A 17,615-nucleotide genomic window follows, 5' to 3' on the forward strand; every position below is an offset into this window, starting at 1 on the left:
TATGTCGATGTTTCAAATTGGCCTGAGTGGCCTGAAAAGCACTCAGACGGCACTGGAAGTCACCAGTAACAACATCTCTAACTCGTCGACTTCCGGTTTTAAAGCTGGCAGTACCGAATTTGCAGCAGTGTACAATGGTGGTCAACGCGGTGGCGTTAAAGTTGCTGATATCAAAGAAGATTTTACTGCCACCGGTGATTTGGTGAAAACGGATAAAGATCTGGATCTGGCCATTACCGGGAAAGGCTTTTTTGTGCTGTCCGCTAACGGCCGCGAAGCTTACACCCAGGCCGGCCAGTTTGGGCTCAATGATCAGTTGTATATCACTAATGCCAGTGGTGCCAAGCTGCAGGGGTACGGTGTCGACGACGCTACGGATCCGAACATTGTGCCGGGGGTTCTCACCGACCTTAAGATTGAAGGCAGCAACATTCCCGCGCAGGCATCCGACTTAGTCACCTTTTCTGGCAATTTCAGCTCTGCCAGCGATGTCATTCCTTACCCGACGGCACCGGATACTTTTGATCCCACCGATGGCTCGGCTTATAACTTTTCCCAGTCGACTGAAGTGTTCGATTCTCTCGGTAATAGTCATGTGCTGACTCAGTATTATAACCATACCGGTTCTAACGAGTGGCAGACCATGTACTTTGTGGATGGTCAACCTCTGACCGCCACGCAGCTCGGTCTGCCCGGCAGTGCAACGGTCGGTTCGCAGAATGTGACTGTGGATGGCGCGACCGCAGCGGCTGGGGTTGTGACTATCTCCTTTGGTACTGATGGTCAGATGTTGCCCCTCGATGGCAGCTTTACTCCAGGCACAGTTCCTGACAGTAATAGCACTGACCCCTACAGTATGCGTCAAGTTCAACTGACCTTTAGCCCGTTGGACAAGGACGGCAATCCGAACGGTGCTGGTGATGTCAGCCTGACAATCGACATGAAACAAAGTACCCAGTTCGGCAGTGGCTTTGCCATGTACAACAACGATGCCAATGGTTACACCTCCGGTGAATTTAACGGGGTGACCGTGGACGCTGATGGTAAGTTGTACGCCACCTTTACCAATGGTGAGTCCAAACTGCAGGGACAACTGGTGTTAGCGACCTTTGCTAACGTGAATGGACTTGAACAAGGTGATAATACCGTATGGTATAACACCGCCGAATCAGGCAATCCGCTTTATACCACTGCTGACAGTGGCACTGTTGGACAGTTGCTGTCTGGGCAGTACATGGGCTCGAACGTCGATATCAGTGATCAATTGGTCGACCTCATCTCCTTCCAGCAAAACTATCAAGCTAACGCGAAAACCATCAGCACGGCTAACGACATGATGCAAGTGCTGTTTAATGCGACCTAGAGGAGCTAACCCTGAATGGAACGCTTGATATATACCGCGGTTTCCGGTGCAGAGTTAAATAACAAAGCACTACAGGTGGTGGCAAACAACCTGGCGAATGTGAATACGGCTGGCTTCCGCGCTGACTTGGAGCAAGCGCAGTCAATGATGGTGGGTGGCGATGGCTTTCGCACCCGTTATCAGGCACAGCTGACACCTGCCGTCACCAGTTTGGCGCAAGGACCGATGATGGACACCGGTCGCAAACTGGATGTGGCCTTGAGTGAGTCCGGCTATTTGGCCGTGCTTGATGGCAACGGTAATGAAGCCTATACCCGTGCCGGTAATCTGCAGGTCGATGGTGATGGCTTTTTACGGGTAAATGGCTTGCAGGTGCTAGGGGAAGGCGGTGGCCCCATCCAGTTGCCGCAATTTGGCGATATTGATATCAGCCCCGACGGCACTATCAATCTCACCCCTGTGGGTGGCGGACTGATAGCGCAGGAAGCCCAGATCAAGTTGGTCAGTGCCAACAATAATCTGGTGAAAGGCCGCGATGGTTTGCTGCGTGACAGCAATGGTCAGCAACTCAATCGCGATGAAGCGGTGACGCTGGTTAGCGGCAAACTGGAAGGATCTAACGTTAATGCGGTTGAACAGATGGTTAAGACCATGAATATCAGCCGTCAGTTTGAGATGAATATCAAAATGATGAAGGTTGCCGAAGATCTGGCCAGTTCCGGTGACCGATTAATTCGCGGCGAAGCATAAGCGCGAGCAACAAGGAGCTTTACCACATGAATTCAGCACTGTGGGTCAGTAAAACGGGTCTGGAAGCACAGGATCTGCGAATGACCACCATATCCAACAACCTAGCAAACGTCAGTACCGTTGGCTTTAAGAAAGACCGGGCGATGTTTCAGGATCTGTTTTATCAGGTGCAGCGCCAGCCGGGAACCCAGGCCGATGCGTTGAATGAAATTCCCGCTGGGTTGCAATTGGGCACCGGGGTTCGTGTGAATGGTACTCAGAAGCAGTTTACTGAAGGCCCCTCTGAAACCACTAGTAATCCACTGGATATTGCCATCACTGGGCAAGGCTTTTTCCAGATAGACAGTCCAGATGGCGAAACGTTGTATACCCGTAACGGCCAGTTCCAGCTGAACTCGGACTCGGTAATGGTGAACAGTGATGGTTTACCGCTGTCACAGAATATTACCGTTCCGGCCAATACCACTAAGGTGACCATTGGCAAAGATGGCACAGTGACCGCTGTGGTGGCGGGTGATAATCAACCACAGGAACTGGGGCAAATTCTTACCGTAAACTTTGTTAATCCGGCTGGCCTAGAAGCGTTAGGCGGTAACCTTTATCGTGCGACCGCGGCCTCTGGTGAAGCGACTGAAGGGGTGCCAGGTGAAGATGCGTTAGGGCAATTGCAGCAGTTTACGGTAGAAGGTTCCAACGTCAGTGTGGTTGATGAAATGGTGGATATGATCGCCGTGCAACGGGCGTACGAAATGAATGCCAAAGTGGTTTCTGCCGCAGATGAAATGCTGCGATTTGTTAACCAGAGCATGTGATGCTTATGCGCTATCTATTGCTGTTGGTCTTATTACTGCTAAGTGCCTGTAGTAGCTCCCCGTCCGGCGCTGGCCGTCAGGCAACTGCCGCTGATGACGATGCCTTAGCTCAAAATAATGGGCCGCTAGTCAACCACCAGGAAGGCGGATTATACAGTGACTATTACATGTTCACGCTGTTTGCTGACAAGCGAGCCTACTCTGTTGGTGACATATTAACGGTGGTGTTAGCAGAACGGACTATGTCCAGTAAAAGTGCTGATTCGTCGTTAGGTAAAGACAGCAGTTGGGATGTGGGCGTACCGCTATTGGGAACGCTCAATACCAACGACATGGCGCTGCAAACCAACTCCGCCACCAGTTTCAAAGGCCAGAGTACAGCCAATCAACAGAACTCTCTCAGTGGCTATATCTCCGTGAGAGTGGTCGATGTGTTGCCAAACGGCGCTTTGCGCATTAAGGGCCGTAAACAGATCCGGCTGAATCAAGGTGACGAATACTTGGAACTGTCTGGGGTCGTCCGTCCAGAAGATATTGATGTGACTAATCAGATTTCCTCGCAGCGGATTGCCGAGGCCTCCATCAGTTATGAAGGTAGCGGTACTTTGGCGGATGCATCTGAACCAGGGTGGTTGACTAAGCTATTCACCCGTTATCTCAATCCGTTTTAAGGCAAAGAGGCAATGGCAAGAAAACTTCTCCTAGGTGTGTTATTGGCGCTGCTATCTAGCGGGGTGTCAGCTTCGAGCCGGGCACTACTGGATCTGGTCGATGTGCAGGGCGTTCGTGACAATCAGCTGGTGGGCTATGGATTAGTAGTTGGTCTGGCGGGGTCCGGTGATAAATCGCAGATTAAGTTTGCTGGTCAGTCGCTGAATAACATGCTGAAGCAGTTCGGCGTCAAGATGGATGACAGTAATTTACCCCGTACCAAAAATATTGCAGCGGTACTGGTGCAGGCAACGTTGCCACCTGACAGCAGCCCTGGGCAACTGATTGACGTCACCGTAAATTCATTGGGCGATGCCAAAAGCCTGTTAGGCGGCAGTTTGGTACTAACGCCACTGCGGGGCATAGATGGCAAGGTATACGCCCTGGCTCAAGGTAATCTGGTGGTTGGCGGTGTTAATGCCTCTGGTAACACCGGTTCATCGGTTACCGTAAACGTTCCGACCTCGGGCATTATTCCAAACGGTGCTACGGTTGAGCGTGCTGTTCTTGGCAGGAGCCGGGATTCTGGTGAAGTGGTACTGAATCTCAAAGAACCCAATTACAAGACGGCCAGAAATATCGTCAGTGCTATCAATAAGGAGTTTGGTCCCGGCGTTGCCAAAGCGGAGAACTGGGGCAAGTTGATGATAAGCGCACCGCGCGATCCCAACAATTTCAACACTTTCATGTCAATGCTGCAGGATATTCAGGTGGAACTGGGCAGCCAGCGGCCTAAAGTGATTTTTAACAGTCGTACCGGCACCGTGGTCATCAACGATATGGTGCGCGTACGCAAGGCCGCCGTTACGCATGGCAGTCTGACCATTACCATTACCGAGCGGCAGGGCGCTATTCAGCCTGCACCGTTTTCCAACGGCACCACGGTGCCGGTTAATGCCAGCGACGTCAATGTGGATCAGCAACGTCACAACATGATGTTATTCCCTGAGGGGACTTCGTTGGAGACTATTGTCCAGGCGGTTAATGCGTTGGGCGCAACGCCTGCCGAACTGATGTCCATTTTGATGGGACTCGATAAAGCTGGGGCACTGGAAGCGGAACTGGTGGTGATTTAGTAGGAATCGTGATGATGAGTAACCCAATTTCACCTGCATTTAATCAGTCGCTGGCCATTGACCCGACACAGGTTAATCAGATTTATAGCAACCTTTCGGAAGCGGATGGATTGCAGCAAGCTTCTGAGCAGTTTGAGGCGATATTTCTACAGCTGGTGCTGAAAAATATGCACAGTGCCACGGAAGCCATCAGTGGCGACGATGGTATGTTTGCCAGCCGTGAACAGAAAATGTATCAGGATATCTACAACGCTCAGATTGCGCAGTCTATGGCCGCATCCGGTCAGATAGGGCTGGCAGAAAAAATGGTGGCACAGATAGGGGGACAACTGCATTCCCTAGAAAATAAATTTAAGGAATCGGAAAAAACCGTCGCTCCTACATTAGAAGGAAACGCGTTTTCTCAGCCTTTGCATGCCAGAGGCATCAACTCGGGGAGTTAGTGAGATGTCAGGACTGCTGTCCAATGCCTTATCCGGACTGAATGCAGCCAATACTGCACTGTCTGTCAGCGGCAACAATGTTGCCAACTCGGCCACCGAAGGATACAGCCGTCAGGCGATCCAATTTGCCACTGCGCAAGGGAGTCTGAACGGTGTAAAGGTCAGCAATGTCGATCGTGTCGTCAATAGTTTCTATAACGATGATATCTGGCGTACCAGTTCTGATTGGGCTTATTACAATGGCTTGCAGAGTTATCTGGGTTATACCGAAGAGCTGATGGGAACCACCTCACTTAACTTCAACGATGCCATTAGTCAGGTTACCGCGGCGCTTAATTCCTCGCTGGCGGAACCAGAATCACAAGCTTACCGGCAAGAAGTGTTGTCCAGCGCCGATGCCTTGGTCAACAAGATGTCGCAGATAAACGGTGCTTTGACAGATCAGCGGGAGCAGCTCAGTAAAGAGATGACCCAAACGGCTTCCAGCATCAGTTATACCTTGCGCAAATTGGCTGATTACAATGATCGCATCGCCATCGCCGTTGCCAAAGGGGACCCAACGGCTGAGTTAGAGGATAATCGAGAATTGCTGGTGACCCAATTGTCATCCTACATGGGGATTACTACCACCAGCCACGATGATGGCACTTTGGATATCTCCACCGTTAATGGTGCGCCTTTATTGATCGGCACCAAAGCGTCCGAATTGGTGATAAATGGTACTGAGGTATCGCTGACATTAGGCAAACAGGTATTTCGTCTGACTGACCGCATTGGCGGGCAGATGGGCGGCTTGATTGCGGCAGATACTGGCGTGTTGCAACCTACGGTAGAAAGTCTCAATACCATGCTGAGTCAGTTGAGTGATGAGGTAAATGGGGTATTGGCACAGGGCTTTGATTTAAATGGTAATCCAGGGGCCCCGCTCTTCAGCTATGATGCCAATGATCCGTTAGGCACCTTTGCTGTAAGCGATAGTATCACAATTGATTCACTGGCGTTTATCGGCGGTAAAGACGATGGCAGTGGCAACTGGGTGGCCGCAGGCGGTGTGGGTGATAACGGTAACATCGCTAATCTTATCAAAGTGTTTGGCAATCAGTCTGATGATTATTCACTGTTGATCGGGCGGCTTGCTTCAAAAAGTAACGAAAACCAGAGCAATGTTAAGACTGCCCAGGCGTTAAATGATAATGCGATCAAGACCCGGGACAACCTCAGTGGTGTCAATCTCGATGAAGAGGCTTCTAACATCCTTTATTACCAACAGATGTATCAAGCTAATGCCAAAGTGATTTCGGTGGCTGATGAAACCTTCAAAACCCTGTTGAACATGTTTTAAGGAACCGCTATGAGAATCAGTTCCAACGAATATCATCTGAATATCATCCGCGCCATCAACCAGGGGACTGCTGACTATAACCGTCTATCAGTGCAACTGGCCAACAATCAGCGTATATCGAGACCCTCGGATGACCCACTTGGCTCGGTAATGTTACTGACACTGGACGGTGAACTCAGCTCTATCAAGCAGTATCAGTCCAATATGAATGATGTAGAATATACGCTGGGACAGCAGGAAACACAGCTTTCCAGTGTGGTGAATATCCTTGATAGTATGCAGCAGATGACCACCACGGCAGCCGATGGCTCTATGGGGGAAACAGAAATCGCCGCGTTGGCTCAGCAGATGGATGTCCTATTCCCCGCCATTGTGGACTTACTCAACGCCAAAGACGGTGATGGCCGCTATTACTTTTCCGGTAGCTTGACTAATGTGATGCCATTCCAGCAGGACCTTGCTGGGCAATATCAGTATATGGGCGACAGCAATATACGGCAGGTGGCAGTGTCGTCAGATTCTGATGTCCGCAGTAATGTGGTCGGCAGCGACATTGACCCAAGTGCGGCATTTTTGAATCAGATGCAGAGCTACCTGAACTTGCTGACGACAGATCCGGCAAATGCTAGCGTCGGCGATGAATCCAGGGCCATGATGGATGGCATTAACAGCTTTTTACAGCGTGTCACTGACCAATTGACCCAAGTGGGGGCGACGCGTGCCTCGCTGGAATCCATCAAGCAGGGGAATGACGATATTGCCGTTTACACCCAGGGACTCAGAGACGATATCAGTCAGGTCAATTATGCGGAAACATATGTAAAGCTGAACGAATCGGTTGCTTCCTATGAGTCGACACTGAAGGTTTATAACCGCGTCAGCCAACTGTCACTCTTTTCGTTGATCTGATAACACCATGTTAGTCACTCACCCGTCAGCCATCAAAGATACCCCGCGACTTCAGGAAAGCCGCGTCAGTGCTGCAGCGGTTGCTGAAGCCGACACGCAAACACCGACCAGCAATAAGTCCACCTCAGTAACTGCGGAAAAGGGCAGTCAACACCAAGTGCTGTCGCGCTGGGTGGCTTTGGCAACTGTGACAAAATCCATGGGCAATAGCGAGCAGTCTGCTCGAACGCTGAGGCAGCTGTCATACCAATTGAAGACGCTCAGTGCCCGAATTAATCAGCAGACATCTCCTAACGACGTTAATCCACAACAGATAGCCAGTGCTGTCAGCAAGATGAAGACGCAACTACAGCAAGGGGGCGTTAATGGCAAGTTACGCAGCATCGACCCTGCAGCACAGTCTGTTACCCGGGAGCTAACCAACAAAGTTGACTTGTTGTCGCCCAAAGCGCTGGATGAACAGGTGAGCATTGTGATGGGGCGCAGTGGAAAAGCGGTTTCGTTTTCGTTACCTGCTTACGCCGATAAGTCAGCAAATCTTGAAACAGTGCAACAGGCTTTTTCCAGTCAAGAGATTGCGGTGACGGTGTCAGCGCGGGATACGTTACTGTTTACTGCATCCAAAGATGCATCTTCTGCACTGAAAGAACCTTGGATGATGATGGGCAAGGGCGTCAGGATCGCCGCCGGCAATCCGGTGTCTGTCTCTCTCAGTGAAGAACCGCACGCGTTGGATGCTTTACAGCAGTTAGCACAGAGCAACAATACTGCTAGCGATGTGTATCAGCAGCAGATAGCGCAGTTGCAACGATCAATCCGTGCTTCATTGCAGAATATTGAACTGCAGCGACAGCAGATATTACAACGTTTGCAACAGATCCAACGTTCACCTGCCGGCGCTGAAGAGTTACAGGAACTGACACAACAGGTGCAGCAGATCCTTAATCAGCCAGATCAAAATGCGGTATCCATCTTGGTCTCTCAGGCCAACATCACCCGAAATCTGGTGTCATTTAGTTTATCTTCCAGTCGCTAAGTTTGTGCAGAAGGCAGTTGTCAATCAATCCTCTTCCTGAGCGACAATTTGCCTTCTGCTTTTAAAGTGATTTCAAGAATTAAGATAGTCGAATTTATCGTTGTTTTTAAAAGATTTTTTAGAATTATAAAAATATCTAAAAAATAAATTTTAGTTCTGTCGCGAGCGGGTCGCTTATTTCTAGAGAACATCGATTCTAAAGGAGAACAGTGATGTCATTATCTATTCAATCTAACGCAGCTTCCCTTTCTATCCAGAACCAGCTGAACCGTACCAACAGCGCCCTGAGTACAGCGCTGGAACGTTTGGGCAGCGGCTATCGTATCAACTCCGCTAAAGATGATGCCGCTGGTCTGCAGATTGCTAACCGTTTGAATGCCCAGGCCACTGGTCAGAAAGCCGCTATCTACAATGCCAACAACGCTCAGTCTATGATGCAGACTGCCGAAGGCGCGTTCGAAGAGATGACCAACATTGCTGACCGTATGAAAGAGCTGGCAACTCAGGCCGCCAACGGCACTAATAGTGTTGACGAATATAAAGCGATGAATAGCGAATATCAGGCGCTTGCTGGTGAATTAGGCAGTATTTTGTCAAATACGTCTTTTGGATCAGGCACTAAGCTGCTGGATGGTACCGATGGTAAATTTTCAGCAGCGGTTACATTTCAAGTAGGGTCATCTACAGCAGAAACTCTAAGCGTAGATATTAGTACAGACCTAGGAAGTATAAATACCGCAGTGACAGCCTCTGATGGAACTGCTGCTGCAACAGGTACTCTCGCTGATGGTTTAGGTGCATTAATCGGAATTACCGATGCTACTGATGCTGATGAAGCTCGGACAAACTCAAGTGCTTCTATTACTGCAGTAGATCAATTTATTAATGCATTGGGAACTGCTCGTTCATCTTTGGGTGCCAGCATGAACCGCTTGGATCACACCATCAATAACGTGACCAACATGAAAGAAAACACTGAAGCGGCTGCCTCTAACCTGATGGATGCTGACTATGCTGCAGAAACTTCTTCCATGACCAAACAGCAGTTGCTGATGAACTCTGGTGTATCTGTACTGAGTGTTTCTAACAGTACTACCAGCATGATCGCTTCTCTGCTGCGCGGTTAATCAATACTACAGGGCAGCACAATAGTGAGTATCGTGCTGCCCTGATGTTTTATTCAGGACGGAAACATGGCAACTTCTACTAGCTCAGCAACCAGTCTGGACCCGGCCTACTTGGCTCAGCAATATACCGCCATCGACCGGGCTGCAAAAGACACCCTGCTGCAGAATCAATACAACAGCTACAACACTTCTTTAAAAGCGTTCCAATCACTGCAGTCATCATTAACTGATTTTGTCAGTCATTTGAAAGACTTTAGTGCTGATGGCCTATTGGCCAGTTCCGCTAAAGTTTCCAGCAGCAACACCATGAACGTCACGGTTGATGGTTCAGCGGCACCTGGTTCTTATCAGATTTATGTACAACAGTTGGCCCAGGCTCACCAGCTGGCAATGAGTTTTGACCCAACACAAGCACTGCCAACAGATGGCGACCTCGGTATTACCGTGGGTAGCAATGAATTTGTGGTGGACTTATCAACATTACCTGCAACTGCGACGCTGTCGGATGTGGCGACTGCTATTAATAACAGCGCCGATAACAGCGGTGTTAACGCAACGGTAATGCAAAGTGGCAGTGAAACCTTCTTGCTGCTGACCAGTGACGAAACGGGTGCCGCCAATCAGATCTCTTTGAATTTTAATGCGGGTACCGATCCTAACGGCGCGGCTTTTGCGTCGGCTGTTGCTGGCGCACAGCAGTTGACCGCGGCGCAAGATGCTATTGTGCAGCTCGGGTCCAGCTCAGCGATTACTATCACTTCTGCGACTAATACCTTAGATAACGTGATCGATGGGGTGAAGATTGACTTGCTGCAGGCGCAAGCTAGCGGTGATACCCCAGTAAAAATTGACGTTGCCAAAGACTCAGATAAAACGCAGGAAAATCTGCAAGACATTGTGGACGAGTACAACAATTTGATGTCGAAACTGACCGATGACGGTATCAAAAATGACAGCATGTCTAGAAATCTGCAAAGCTTGATGCGTAGTAGCTTTCAAGGGCTGTTCGATAGTAAGACCTTGTATTCCATCGGCCTGGAGTTTGACCGTACCGGTAAACTGACCATTAACAGTGACCGTCTCGATACTGCATTGAACACCGATCCTCAGCAAGTCGCAAACATGCTTACCGGTGATAACGGCTTGGTCAATAAATTGCAGACTTCACTGGCACCTTACTCCGACCGATACGGCTTCTTAAAAACCAAAGTTGATAATCTGCAATCCAGTCTGGATGCGGTTTCCAAGAAACAGGATGACTTTGATACCAAAATGCAGTTGGTGTATAAGCGTTACCTGAATCAATTTACCCAAATGCAGATCACCATTTCACAGCTTGAATCCAGTATGTCTTCATTCTCAAGTTAATTTTGCTTCCCGGAGGTAATGATGTTGGATATGGGATATGCGGCGTATCAACAGACCGCAGTAGAAGGGAAAGCCGCCGGTGCCGATGTGCATAAACTGGTGCTGATGCTATTCGATGGTTTTCTGGATGAGCTGGAACGCGCTGTTGGGCATATCAATGCCAAGAAATTTGACCGCAAAGCGCAAAGCGTCGACAGACTGTTACGGATCCTCGGGGGGCTTGAAGCGTCGCTAGATCGCGAACATGGTGGCGAGCTGGCAGAAAACATGGCACAGCTTTATCAACACTGTGGCCAATCGTTGGTGCAGGCCAGTTTTCGTAACGATATCAGCTATCTCGATTCAGTGAAAACGGTAATGACCAATCTGCAGCAAGGCTGGAAAGGATTGGGTTCTCTGAATTAACCCTTTTTGCCGTGATCAGCCACCACCACGGTGGCTTTTTTATCGATCATGACTTTTCCCAGTACTTCCTAGTGCGGAAATCATGTTTCCGCACACCATGTTTAAAGAGTTAAAAATCATTAATAATCATGCAATTAAAAGTGGCTTGATATTTGTATTGCGGGTGTAAGGGTTCAACTTAGCGCAATAAAACGGAGAGATTAAGTGCAGCATGCAGAGGACGCCAGACAGTTGCGGCAACAGATATCGACACTGTTAAAAGAGATGGAACTGGCAGTGGCTAACGGCCAATGGCAACGCATTCGGGCACTTGATAAACGTATGGTTCAGTTACTCAACGTGTGCAACACACCAGAACTTCAAGGATTGCAGCAACAGCTACAGCCCATCATTGCCAGGCAATATCGGCAACTGCTGGGCAAGATTGATACTGCCAAGAGCGAACTGGAATCCAAGATGCGACAGCATGTCTCCGATAAGGAAGGCCTAGAGGCATACCAAGCGTCGGTGGATGGCCGGCTATGGTGATGGCAATGCCCGTTATGCTGGGTGGTAACAGCACGGCCAATACCAGTGTTAGCAAGAATTTGGTCACTACCACGATGGCATCTAGCGATATTGTGGAACAGCAAAGCGAAAGTTTTGTGTTACCTACACTGTCATTGCCAGCCCAAAGTGACGCTGAAACAGAAAGTGAACAGCAGACATTGCCACAACTTCCTGTTGATAGTGAGTCATCCAACCTACCAAGCAGTATGGTGGGCAGTTTGTTGTTGCTGCCACAAGCGCTAACCAATGGCGATGACAATTCCGGTGAGCAAGCTGCTGTCTCTAAACAAATGCTAACCGTTTTACCGTCAATGCCGATGGCTCCAGAGTCAACGTTATCACCGATGACTTTAGCATCTGGTGATAACGTTGAGGATAACGCATCCAGCACCGCGCTGCACGATGCTGACGCAGGTGCTAAGGCTGGGCCAATGGCACCACACATCTTACCGGATAACGCTTTATTGTCAGCAACTGCGGCAATATGGCCACCGCAGCTTGCGCCGATAGTTTCAACACAGCCTAACGTCGCAACGGAAAGTACAACTGTGACTTTGGCGCCACCGTCATCAACTGGCGCAACTGAATTCTATGCCGTAGCGGGCGTTAGTGAAACGCTAGCTGTAACGCCAATGCCCCAGCCACAAGTGCAAGTGACTTCAGTTGTTGGTGTTAGCACTGAACAAACTGCTAATGCAGCGGGTAATAATCAGAGTGCATCGTTAGCCGAAGCTCGGGGATGGTCTTTAACTGGATTGATGCAGGCAGCCAGCGCCACTGCCACCGCATCGATAAGTTCGCCGACAACGGGCCCGGCCGACTTGGTGACGGGCAGCAATAATAGTAGTAGCAACGGATTAATGCCTCCGTCATCGGTGCTAACGACTGCTGGCAGCGAACAAGTTAATGCAACAGCTATAGAGCTGCGGGCATCCACCACTGCGGCCGTTGGGCAGCAGTTAGTCAATCTGCTCAGCGAAAAAGTGCAATTGCAATATGACAGTAAAATCCATAACGCCCAGATCCGCCTCGACCCACCAAGACTTGGCAGCATAGACATTCGCATCAGCGTTGACGGTGACAGAACCATCGTACACATCAATGCCAGCCATGCGGCCGTTAAAGATGCCGTATTGCAAACTGCAGAGCAACTAAGAACTTCACTAGCCCACAAACTGGGTGGCGAAGTGTTGGTGCAGACAGGAGATGGCAATCGCCAGCAACAGCAAGCACCACAGCCTGGTTGGCAGGACGATATTTTGGTCAACCATTTACAAATAACCGAAGAAGCCAACCAGTCACTGTCGATGGCGGATGGTTGGTTAGATAGAAAAGCTTAAATATTGGTTTTTAGGAGAGAGTAGATGAAGTCACTGTTAGGCGTTGTTCTTGCTGTAGTGCTGTTGGCGGTAGGGGTCGGGGCTGGCATCTATTATGGCAAAAGTGCTAATGGTGCAGCGCAGTCAGACTCGGATAAGGCTGCAGTCGATCAAGCCCATCAGTTGCTGTTTTATCCAATGGCGCGGTTTGTCGCCAGTGTCAGTGATGAGAACTATTCACGTTACTTAGTGTTAGAACTCAGCCTTTCCACTCATAGCCAAACTTTTCTGACACAACTCGATCAACAAGCCCCCGTTCTGCGCAATGTCTTGGTGAAGTATTTTGCCAATACCTCCAGAGAACAGGCGAAACAGACGTTTGAAGATGTGAATAAAGTGCAACAGGCATTGCTGCAGAAATTTAATGAAGCCCTCAAGCTGCAGGGAATTGACAGTAAGCTGGAGCAGGTGCTGGTGACTAACGTCTATCTACAGTAAGTAAAGGTTAATTATGTCTGCACTGTGTGATTGGCAAAGCGCCGGAGAGCAGTTAGACACTGCGCCTGTGCCTCAGGAAACTGAAGCGCTGCAGCGCTATGCCTACTTAGTGCGGCGTGTCGTGGCCCATATGCGTACGCAAATCGGAGTGGTTGCTGATCGCGATGACTTGCAGCAGATAGGCTTGATGGCATTGCTGAAAGCCATCCGCCGTTATGGCCGAGAACAGGACGAACAGTTTGAATCTTACGCTTTCAAACATATTCGTGGTGCCATGCTGGATGAATTCCGTCGACTTGACTGGCGTTCCCGTCAGTCACGTCAGGAGGCCCATCGTTTTCGCGATGGCGTGAGGCAGCTGCGCAGCCAATTGGGGCGAGAGCCGAGCGAACCGGAAATATGTGCCGCATTAAATATCTCCACCAAACAGTTGATGGAGTTTCATTATCTCGAACAAGCAGAAGTCGTTGACAGTTTTGAACAGCTGTTGGAGCAGCAAGGGCCGATGGCGTCTGAAGATCGCGATATTGCGCGCATGGAACAACGGCGACTGCTAGCGCAGACGATGCAGCAACTACCAGCGCGAAACAAGCTGCTGTTGCAACTGTATTACACCCATGAACTTAACATGAAAGAAATTGCTTTGACTTTGGGATTAACAGAATCCCGCGTATGCCAATTACATAAACAGTCATTGCAATTGTTAACAGAAAAATTGACAGGCTAGAGCTAAGGGCACAAAAGCTATGCAGAAATTTGTTGGATTAGTCATAGTGTTAGGCACAGTTGTGGGTGGCTTCATGTTTGCCGGTGGCAATGTGGCATCGCTGTGGCAACCGGCGGAAATGATCATTATTTTTGGGGCAGCATTGGGCGCATTGATCGTTGGAAACTCCAAGCATGTTCTCAAGGAGATGATGTCTCAGCTTAAATACCAATTTAAGGCGCCTAAAGACCAGAGCAAATTATATCAGGACTTATTGATGCTGATGTATGCGCTGTTGGATCTCGCCAGAACCCGCGGTCTGAAGGATCTGGACGAGCATGTAGAGAATCCTGAAACCAGCTCGATTTTTTTGGCTTATCCATCGGTGAGTGAATATCCCAACTTGGTGACATTCATCTGCGACAATCTTCGGCTGTTCAGCATGGGCAAAGTTTCCTCCCATGACTTTGACAATATGTTGGATCAGGAAATTGCTTATCTAGAAGAGCAGAAGCTTAAACCTTCTCAGTCGTTGGCTGCCGTCGCTGAGGCCATGCCGGGATTTGGAATTCTGGCGGCGGTAGGCGGCATCATCATTACCATGCAGCATCTGGACGGCCCCATGGGCAACATTGGGTTGCACGTGGCTGCTGCGTTGGTGGGGACTTTTTTAGGTATTTTTGGCTGCTACTGCTTGATGGCGCCTTTGGCTTCATCAATGGAACAATATGTCAAAAAGCGTATTGCGATTTTTGAATGTGTTAGAGCGATGTTAGTGGCTCACGCCAAGGGCCATGTTGCCATTGTAGCCACAGATGCTGGACGAAAATTAATCAATGAAGAGGTTAAGCCCACGTTCAACATGATGGAAGAATGGATTAACAACAGGGCTGCTTAATCATGAATAATAGCGATACTCAGATAGTCGTGCGTCGGCAGCGTCGCGGCGATAAAAACGCTAAACATGCTGGCGCCTGGAAGGTTGCTTTCGCTGATTTTACGTTAGCGATGATGGCGTTCTTTATGGTGATGTGGCTGATGCAGGTCTCCAGTAAACAGGAGCGTTCGCAACTGGCGCATTATATGCGCACCCATTCTGTGTTCGATGGTAGTCCTAACTTCTTTGAACCACAAAACAGTCCTTATCCGGTTGATTTGGGTGGCTCACCGTCCATCATCGATAATGAAGCAACCAATCGGCTGCCGCCGGATAACCCCTTGCCGGGGATGTCAGAGTATCTGAGTATCCCTAAAGGTGAGCGAGATCCTGCCGCTGGACAGGGCAAGCAGCTTAATTCGGTTATTGATGGCACCTTCGCAACGGCCGAAGAATTAAGTTTGTTATTGCAGAATTTCCAAGAAATCGCGCAGACAAAGCACGCACAAACCAACTTATTAGTTGAAGTTATTCCTTCGGGCTTACGAGTGATTATCAAAGATGATCGTCATCATCAGATGTTTCCTCGCGGTGAAGTCGAAATGACGCCGTTTTTTGAAGATCTGTTATTTAGTCTCGGTCCGGTATTCAAAAAAGTCCGCAATCAAGTGATCATCTCCGGCCATACCGACATCACCTCGTATAACAGCAGCGCATACAGTAACTGGGAACTATCCGCCGCCAGAGCGTTGCAGGCTCGACGGTTACTGGAAGCCGGCGGCATGCCCTCTGAACGGGTGGAACAAGTTAACGCCTTCGCTTCAACTCGGTTACTGAATACCGAGGATAAAACCGGTAGTGAGAATCGCCGGGTAGAACTGCTGATCCTCACGCCCAAAGCGGAGAAGCAACTCAATGCATTATTTTCATCCATCGCGCCGGAAAGTAAACCAGCTCCCGCCGTTGTCGATGCCGCAGATAAAGCCGAAGCTAATCAGCCTGTAACCAGAATGAGTGAAATGCAGCAATGACGCGAACGAGTAATGACCGTGTTTTCAAACGTCATGATCTGACTAAAGAACAAACTCCAGCGGATGAGCAACATGACGGCATTGCCGTACAGCTGTATTGGCCGTTGGTGATCGAATGGTATGTGTGTAATGCCATTATGAAAGACGTGGGGCTTGGCGGCGCCGGGTTGTTGGTGCCACAGGATAAGAAGGTCCCCAGCCGATTGATTGTGGAGATCGCCAGTACTATCCGCATTAAAGGCCGCGTAGTTTACCGCCGACCGGTAAGCGAAAGACTACAGTTCATCGGTATTGACTGGCGCCGAGAAGCGGATAGCAAGCGACGCCAAGTGCTAAGAGTGGCGAGCATGCTGATGAAGGATAAAGTCAGATCAAAACGTAGCAAAGTCAAAATGTCTGAACTGGAGGACAGCGAGCTTGATTAAGAAAAAGAAACCAAGGGAGCTTATCCGTGGTGAAAATGCCGCCATGTTGCAGATATTTCCGCTGACGCGTGACCAGCGCTGTCAGCAACAGGCGGTCAAGATATTCAGTGAGTCCAAAACAGAATTCAGAGAGGTGTTACACACCACATTGTCGCAGTTGATCAGTGGCCTGAACTTTGAGGTAGAGCTGGCACTGTGTCAGGGCTGGGGAACCGATTTTCTCAGCACTGAAGCCGATAAATTAATGATGAGTTGCGAGTTACCTGCAGCCAACAATGCCAAAGCGTACATGGCGATTGAGCACTTGGCGGTGCGACATCTGGCAGACCTGTGCCTTGGAGGCAGGATCAGTCATCAGGACGTGTCGCGTAACGAATTGACCGTTACCGAATTGCGCATTGCGACTCGCACGTTCAATCGTTTACTGGGGGGATTGCAGGAACTGATCAGTGGTCACAAAAGCTTGCCGATGGCACAGCCATTGAAGCAGCTTCAGGCGCTCAAACCCTTTTCCTATGTGATTTTTAAGGTGCGTATGTTGTTGGATGAGGAAATCATCAGCTGGTTTCTGAATTTGCCGGTGGGGCTGTTTCCTCAGGTAGCCGATAGCCCGACGTTATCTGAATCCCAACAATTACCGCTATTACAAACACAATGGCAGCAGTTCCCCGTACGCGGCCGCGTGGTGATGGCAGAAAAAAAGGTCAATGTCAGGCAGTTGCAACAGCTGTTGCAGGGGGAATTTATGCCGGTATCACTGCAGGACATTGCCAGCTTCAGGCTCGGTGGTAAGCAACTGTTTTCAGGCAAAGTGGCGCAGGAAGATGGCCAGTTAGCATTTCAGGTAACACAAACACAAGAGTGACAG

Annotated in this window: 20 protein-coding genes; all 20 read left to right on the forward strand. The window is 49.4% G+C overall.

The features are described 5' to 3' along the window. The first annotated feature begins 1 nt into the window (after position 1). The 20 genes from J3L11_RS10855 (at position 2) to J3L11_RS10950 (ending at position 17,612) form a co-directional block, all read left to right on the forward strand. Positions 2 to 1,363, forward strand: a complete 1,362-nt coding sequence (locus J3L11_RS10855) for a flagellar hook-basal body complex protein (RefSeq protein ID WP_207570993.1) — start codon at positions 2 to 4, stop codon at positions 1,361 to 1,363. A gap of 15 nt (positions 1,364 to 1,378) precedes the next feature. Then, positions 1,379 to 2,113, forward strand: coding sequence for a flagellar basal body rod protein FlgF (locus J3L11_RS10860; protein WP_133039693.1), 735 nt, complete (start codon positions 1,379 to 1,381; stop codon positions 2,111 to 2,113). Between the two features lie 26 nt (positions 2,114 to 2,139). After that, complete coding sequence (flgG, locus tag J3L11_RS10865) at positions 2,140 to 2,925, forward strand: flagellar basal-body rod protein FlgG (RefSeq protein WP_189618765.1); 786 nt, start codon at positions 2,140 to 2,142, stop codon at positions 2,923 to 2,925. Positions 2,926 to 2,930: 5 nt separating this feature from the next. Continuing rightward, positions 2,931 to 3,596 carry a flagellar basal body L-ring protein FlgH gene (locus tag J3L11_RS10870; RefSeq protein ID WP_242695197.1) on the forward strand — a complete coding sequence of 222 codons (666 nt, stop codon included), beginning with the start codon at positions 2,931 to 2,933 and terminating at the stop codon, positions 3,594 to 3,596. Positions 3,597 to 3,608: 12 nt separating this feature from the next. Then, complete coding sequence (locus J3L11_RS10875) at positions 3,609 to 4,712, forward strand: flagellar basal body P-ring protein FlgI (RefSeq protein ID WP_207570995.1); 1,104 nt, start codon at positions 3,609 to 3,611, stop codon at positions 4,710 to 4,712. An 11-nt stretch (positions 4,713 to 4,723) separates the two neighbouring features. Then, a complete protein-coding gene (locus J3L11_RS10880; RefSeq protein WP_189618762.1) occupies positions 4,724 to 5,155 on the forward strand; it encodes a rod-binding protein in 432 nt (143 codons plus the stop codon). 4 nt (positions 5,156 to 5,159) lie between these two features. Continuing rightward, positions 5,160 to 6,497: a flagellar hook-associated protein FlgK gene (gene flgK, locus J3L11_RS10885; RefSeq protein ID WP_207570996.1), complete on the forward strand. Its 1,338-nt coding sequence runs from the start codon at positions 5,160 to 5,162 to the stop codon at positions 6,495 to 6,497. Positions 6,498 to 6,506: 9 nt separating this feature from the next. After that, the gene (gene flgL, locus J3L11_RS10890; RefSeq protein WP_207570997.1) at positions 6,507 to 7,406 is read left to right on the forward strand and encodes a flagellar hook-associated protein FlgL; all 900 of its coding nucleotides are present in this window, start codon (positions 6,507 to 6,509) and stop codon (positions 7,404 to 7,406) included. Between the two features lie 7 nt (positions 7,407 to 7,413). Beyond that, a complete protein-coding gene (locus J3L11_RS10895) occupies positions 7,414 to 8,442 on the forward strand; it encodes a hypothetical protein (RefSeq protein ID WP_207570998.1) in 1,029 nt (342 codons plus the stop codon). 212 nt (positions 8,443 to 8,654) lie between these two features. Further along, positions 8,655 to 9,569: a flagellin gene (locus J3L11_RS10900; RefSeq protein ID WP_207570999.1), complete on the forward strand. Its 915-nt coding sequence runs from the start codon at positions 8,655 to 8,657 to the stop codon at positions 9,567 to 9,569. Between the two features lie 66 nt (positions 9,570 to 9,635). Continuing rightward, positions 9,636 to 10,937, forward strand: coding sequence for a flagellar filament capping protein FliD (gene fliD / locus J3L11_RS10905; RefSeq protein ID WP_207571000.1), 1,302 nt, complete (start codon positions 9,636 to 9,638; stop codon positions 10,935 to 10,937). 18 nt (positions 10,938 to 10,955) lie between these two features. Continuing rightward, the gene (gene fliS / locus J3L11_RS10910) at positions 10,956 to 11,342 is read left to right on the forward strand and encodes a flagellar export chaperone FliS (protein ID WP_229800110.1); all 387 of its coding nucleotides are present in this window, start codon (positions 10,956 to 10,958) and stop codon (positions 11,340 to 11,342) included. Between the two features lie 204 nt (positions 11,343 to 11,546). Next, a complete protein-coding gene (locus J3L11_RS10915; protein ID WP_133039703.1) occupies positions 11,547 to 11,870 on the forward strand; it encodes a hypothetical protein in 324 nt (107 codons plus the stop codon). A gap of 5 nt (positions 11,871 to 11,875) precedes the next feature. Further along, a complete protein-coding gene (locus tag J3L11_RS10920; RefSeq protein ID WP_207571001.1) occupies positions 11,876 to 13,231 on the forward strand; it encodes a flagellar hook-length control protein FliK in 1,356 nt (451 codons plus the stop codon). Between the two features lie 24 nt (positions 13,232 to 13,255). Further along, positions 13,256 to 13,708, forward strand: a complete 453-nt coding sequence (locus tag J3L11_RS10925) for a flagellar basal body-associated FliL family protein (protein ID WP_207571002.1) — start codon at positions 13,256 to 13,258, stop codon at positions 13,706 to 13,708. A gap of 13 nt (positions 13,709 to 13,721) precedes the next feature. After that, positions 13,722 to 14,435 (forward strand): FliA/WhiG family RNA polymerase sigma factor, encoded by a 714-nt coding sequence (locus J3L11_RS10930; protein ID WP_189618753.1) that lies wholly within the window; start codon positions 13,722 to 13,724, stop codon positions 14,433 to 14,435. Between the two features lie 19 nt (positions 14,436 to 14,454). Beyond that, complete coding sequence (gene motA, locus J3L11_RS10935) at positions 14,455 to 15,312, forward strand: flagellar motor stator protein MotA (protein WP_133039707.1); 858 nt, start codon at positions 14,455 to 14,457, stop codon at positions 15,310 to 15,312. 2 nt (positions 15,313 to 15,314) lie between these two features. Further along, positions 15,315 to 16,322 carry a flagellar motor protein MotB gene (locus J3L11_RS10940; protein ID WP_242695198.1) on the forward strand — a complete coding sequence of 336 codons (1,008 nt, stop codon included), beginning with the start codon at positions 15,315 to 15,317 and terminating at the stop codon, positions 16,320 to 16,322. Next, positions 16,319 to 16,747, forward strand: a complete 429-nt coding sequence (locus tag J3L11_RS10945) for a PilZ domain-containing protein (RefSeq protein ID WP_133039709.1) — start codon at positions 16,319 to 16,321, stop codon at positions 16,745 to 16,747. The genes J3L11_RS10940 and J3L11_RS10945 overlap by 4 nt, the downstream gene beginning before the upstream one ends. Then, positions 16,740 to 17,612 carry a FliM/FliN family flagellar motor switch protein gene (locus J3L11_RS10950; protein WP_207571003.1) on the forward strand — a complete coding sequence of 291 codons (873 nt, stop codon included), beginning with the start codon at positions 16,740 to 16,742 and terminating at the stop codon, positions 17,610 to 17,612. The genes J3L11_RS10945 and J3L11_RS10950 overlap by 8 nt, the downstream gene beginning before the upstream one ends. Positions 17,613 to 17,615 lie beyond the last annotated feature (3 nt).

The organism is Shewanella sp. 4t3-1-2LB (assembly GCF_017368415.1).
In the GTDB taxonomy this organism is placed as follows: Bacteria; Pseudomonadota; Gammaproteobacteria; order Enterobacterales; family Shewanellaceae; genus Shewanella; species Shewanella fodinae.

Bases quoted from the DNA above. Each gene is read 5' to 3' on its own strand.
- J3L11_RS10855 (WP_207570993.1), top strand. From the start codon at position 2: ATGTCGATGTTTCAAATTGGCCTGAGTGGCCTGAAAAGCACTCAGACG.
- J3L11_RS10860 (WP_133039693.1), top strand. From the start codon at position 1,379: ATGGAACGCTTGATATATACCGCGGTTTCCGGTGCAGAGTTAAATAAC.
- flgG (WP_189618765.1), top strand. From the start codon at position 2,140: ATGAATTCAGCACTGTGGGTCAGTAAAACGGGTCTGGAAGCACAGGAT.
- J3L11_RS10870 (WP_242695197.1), top strand. From the start codon at position 2,931: ATGCGCTATCTATTGCTGTTGGTCTTATTACTGCTAAGTGCCTGTAGT.
- J3L11_RS10875 (WP_207570995.1), top strand. From the start codon at position 3,609: ATGGCAAGAAAACTTCTCCTAGGTGTGTTATTGGCGCTGCTATCTAGC.
- J3L11_RS10880 (WP_189618762.1), top strand. From the start codon at position 4,724: ATGATGAGTAACCCAATTTCACCTGCATTTAATCAGTCGCTGGCCATT.
- flgK (WP_207570996.1), top strand. From the start codon at position 5,160: ATGTCAGGACTGCTGTCCAATGCCTTATCCGGACTGAATGCAGCCAAT.
- flgL (WP_207570997.1), top strand. From the start codon at position 6,507: ATGAGAATCAGTTCCAACGAATATCATCTGAATATCATCCGCGCCATC.
- J3L11_RS10895 (WP_207570998.1), top strand. From the start codon at position 7,414: ATGTTAGTCACTCACCCGTCAGCCATCAAAGATACCCCGCGACTTCAG.
- J3L11_RS10900 (WP_207570999.1), top strand. From the start codon at position 8,655: ATGTCATTATCTATTCAATCTAACGCAGCTTCCCTTTCTATCCAGAAC.
- fliD (WP_207571000.1), top strand. From the start codon at position 9,636: ATGGCAACTTCTACTAGCTCAGCAACCAGTCTGGACCCGGCCTACTTG.
- fliS (WP_229800110.1), top strand. From the start codon at position 10,956: ATGATGTTGGATATGGGATATGCGGCGTATCAACAGACCGCAGTAGAA.
- J3L11_RS10920 (WP_207571001.1), top strand. From the start codon at position 11,876: ATGCCCGTTATGCTGGGTGGTAACAGCACGGCCAATACCAGTGTTAGC.
- J3L11_RS10925 (WP_207571002.1), top strand. From the start codon at position 13,256: ATGAAGTCACTGTTAGGCGTTGTTCTTGCTGTAGTGCTGTTGGCGGTA.
- J3L11_RS10930 (WP_189618753.1), top strand. From the start codon at position 13,722: ATGTCTGCACTGTGTGATTGGCAAAGCGCCGGAGAGCAGTTAGACACT.
- motA (WP_133039707.1), top strand. From the start codon at position 14,455: ATGCAGAAATTTGTTGGATTAGTCATAGTGTTAGGCACAGTTGTGGGT.
- J3L11_RS10940 (WP_242695198.1), top strand. From the start codon at position 15,315: ATGAATAATAGCGATACTCAGATAGTCGTGCGTCGGCAGCGTCGCGGC.
- J3L11_RS10945 (WP_133039709.1), top strand. From the start codon at position 16,319: ATGACGCGAACGAGTAATGACCGTGTTTTCAAACGTCATGATCTGACT.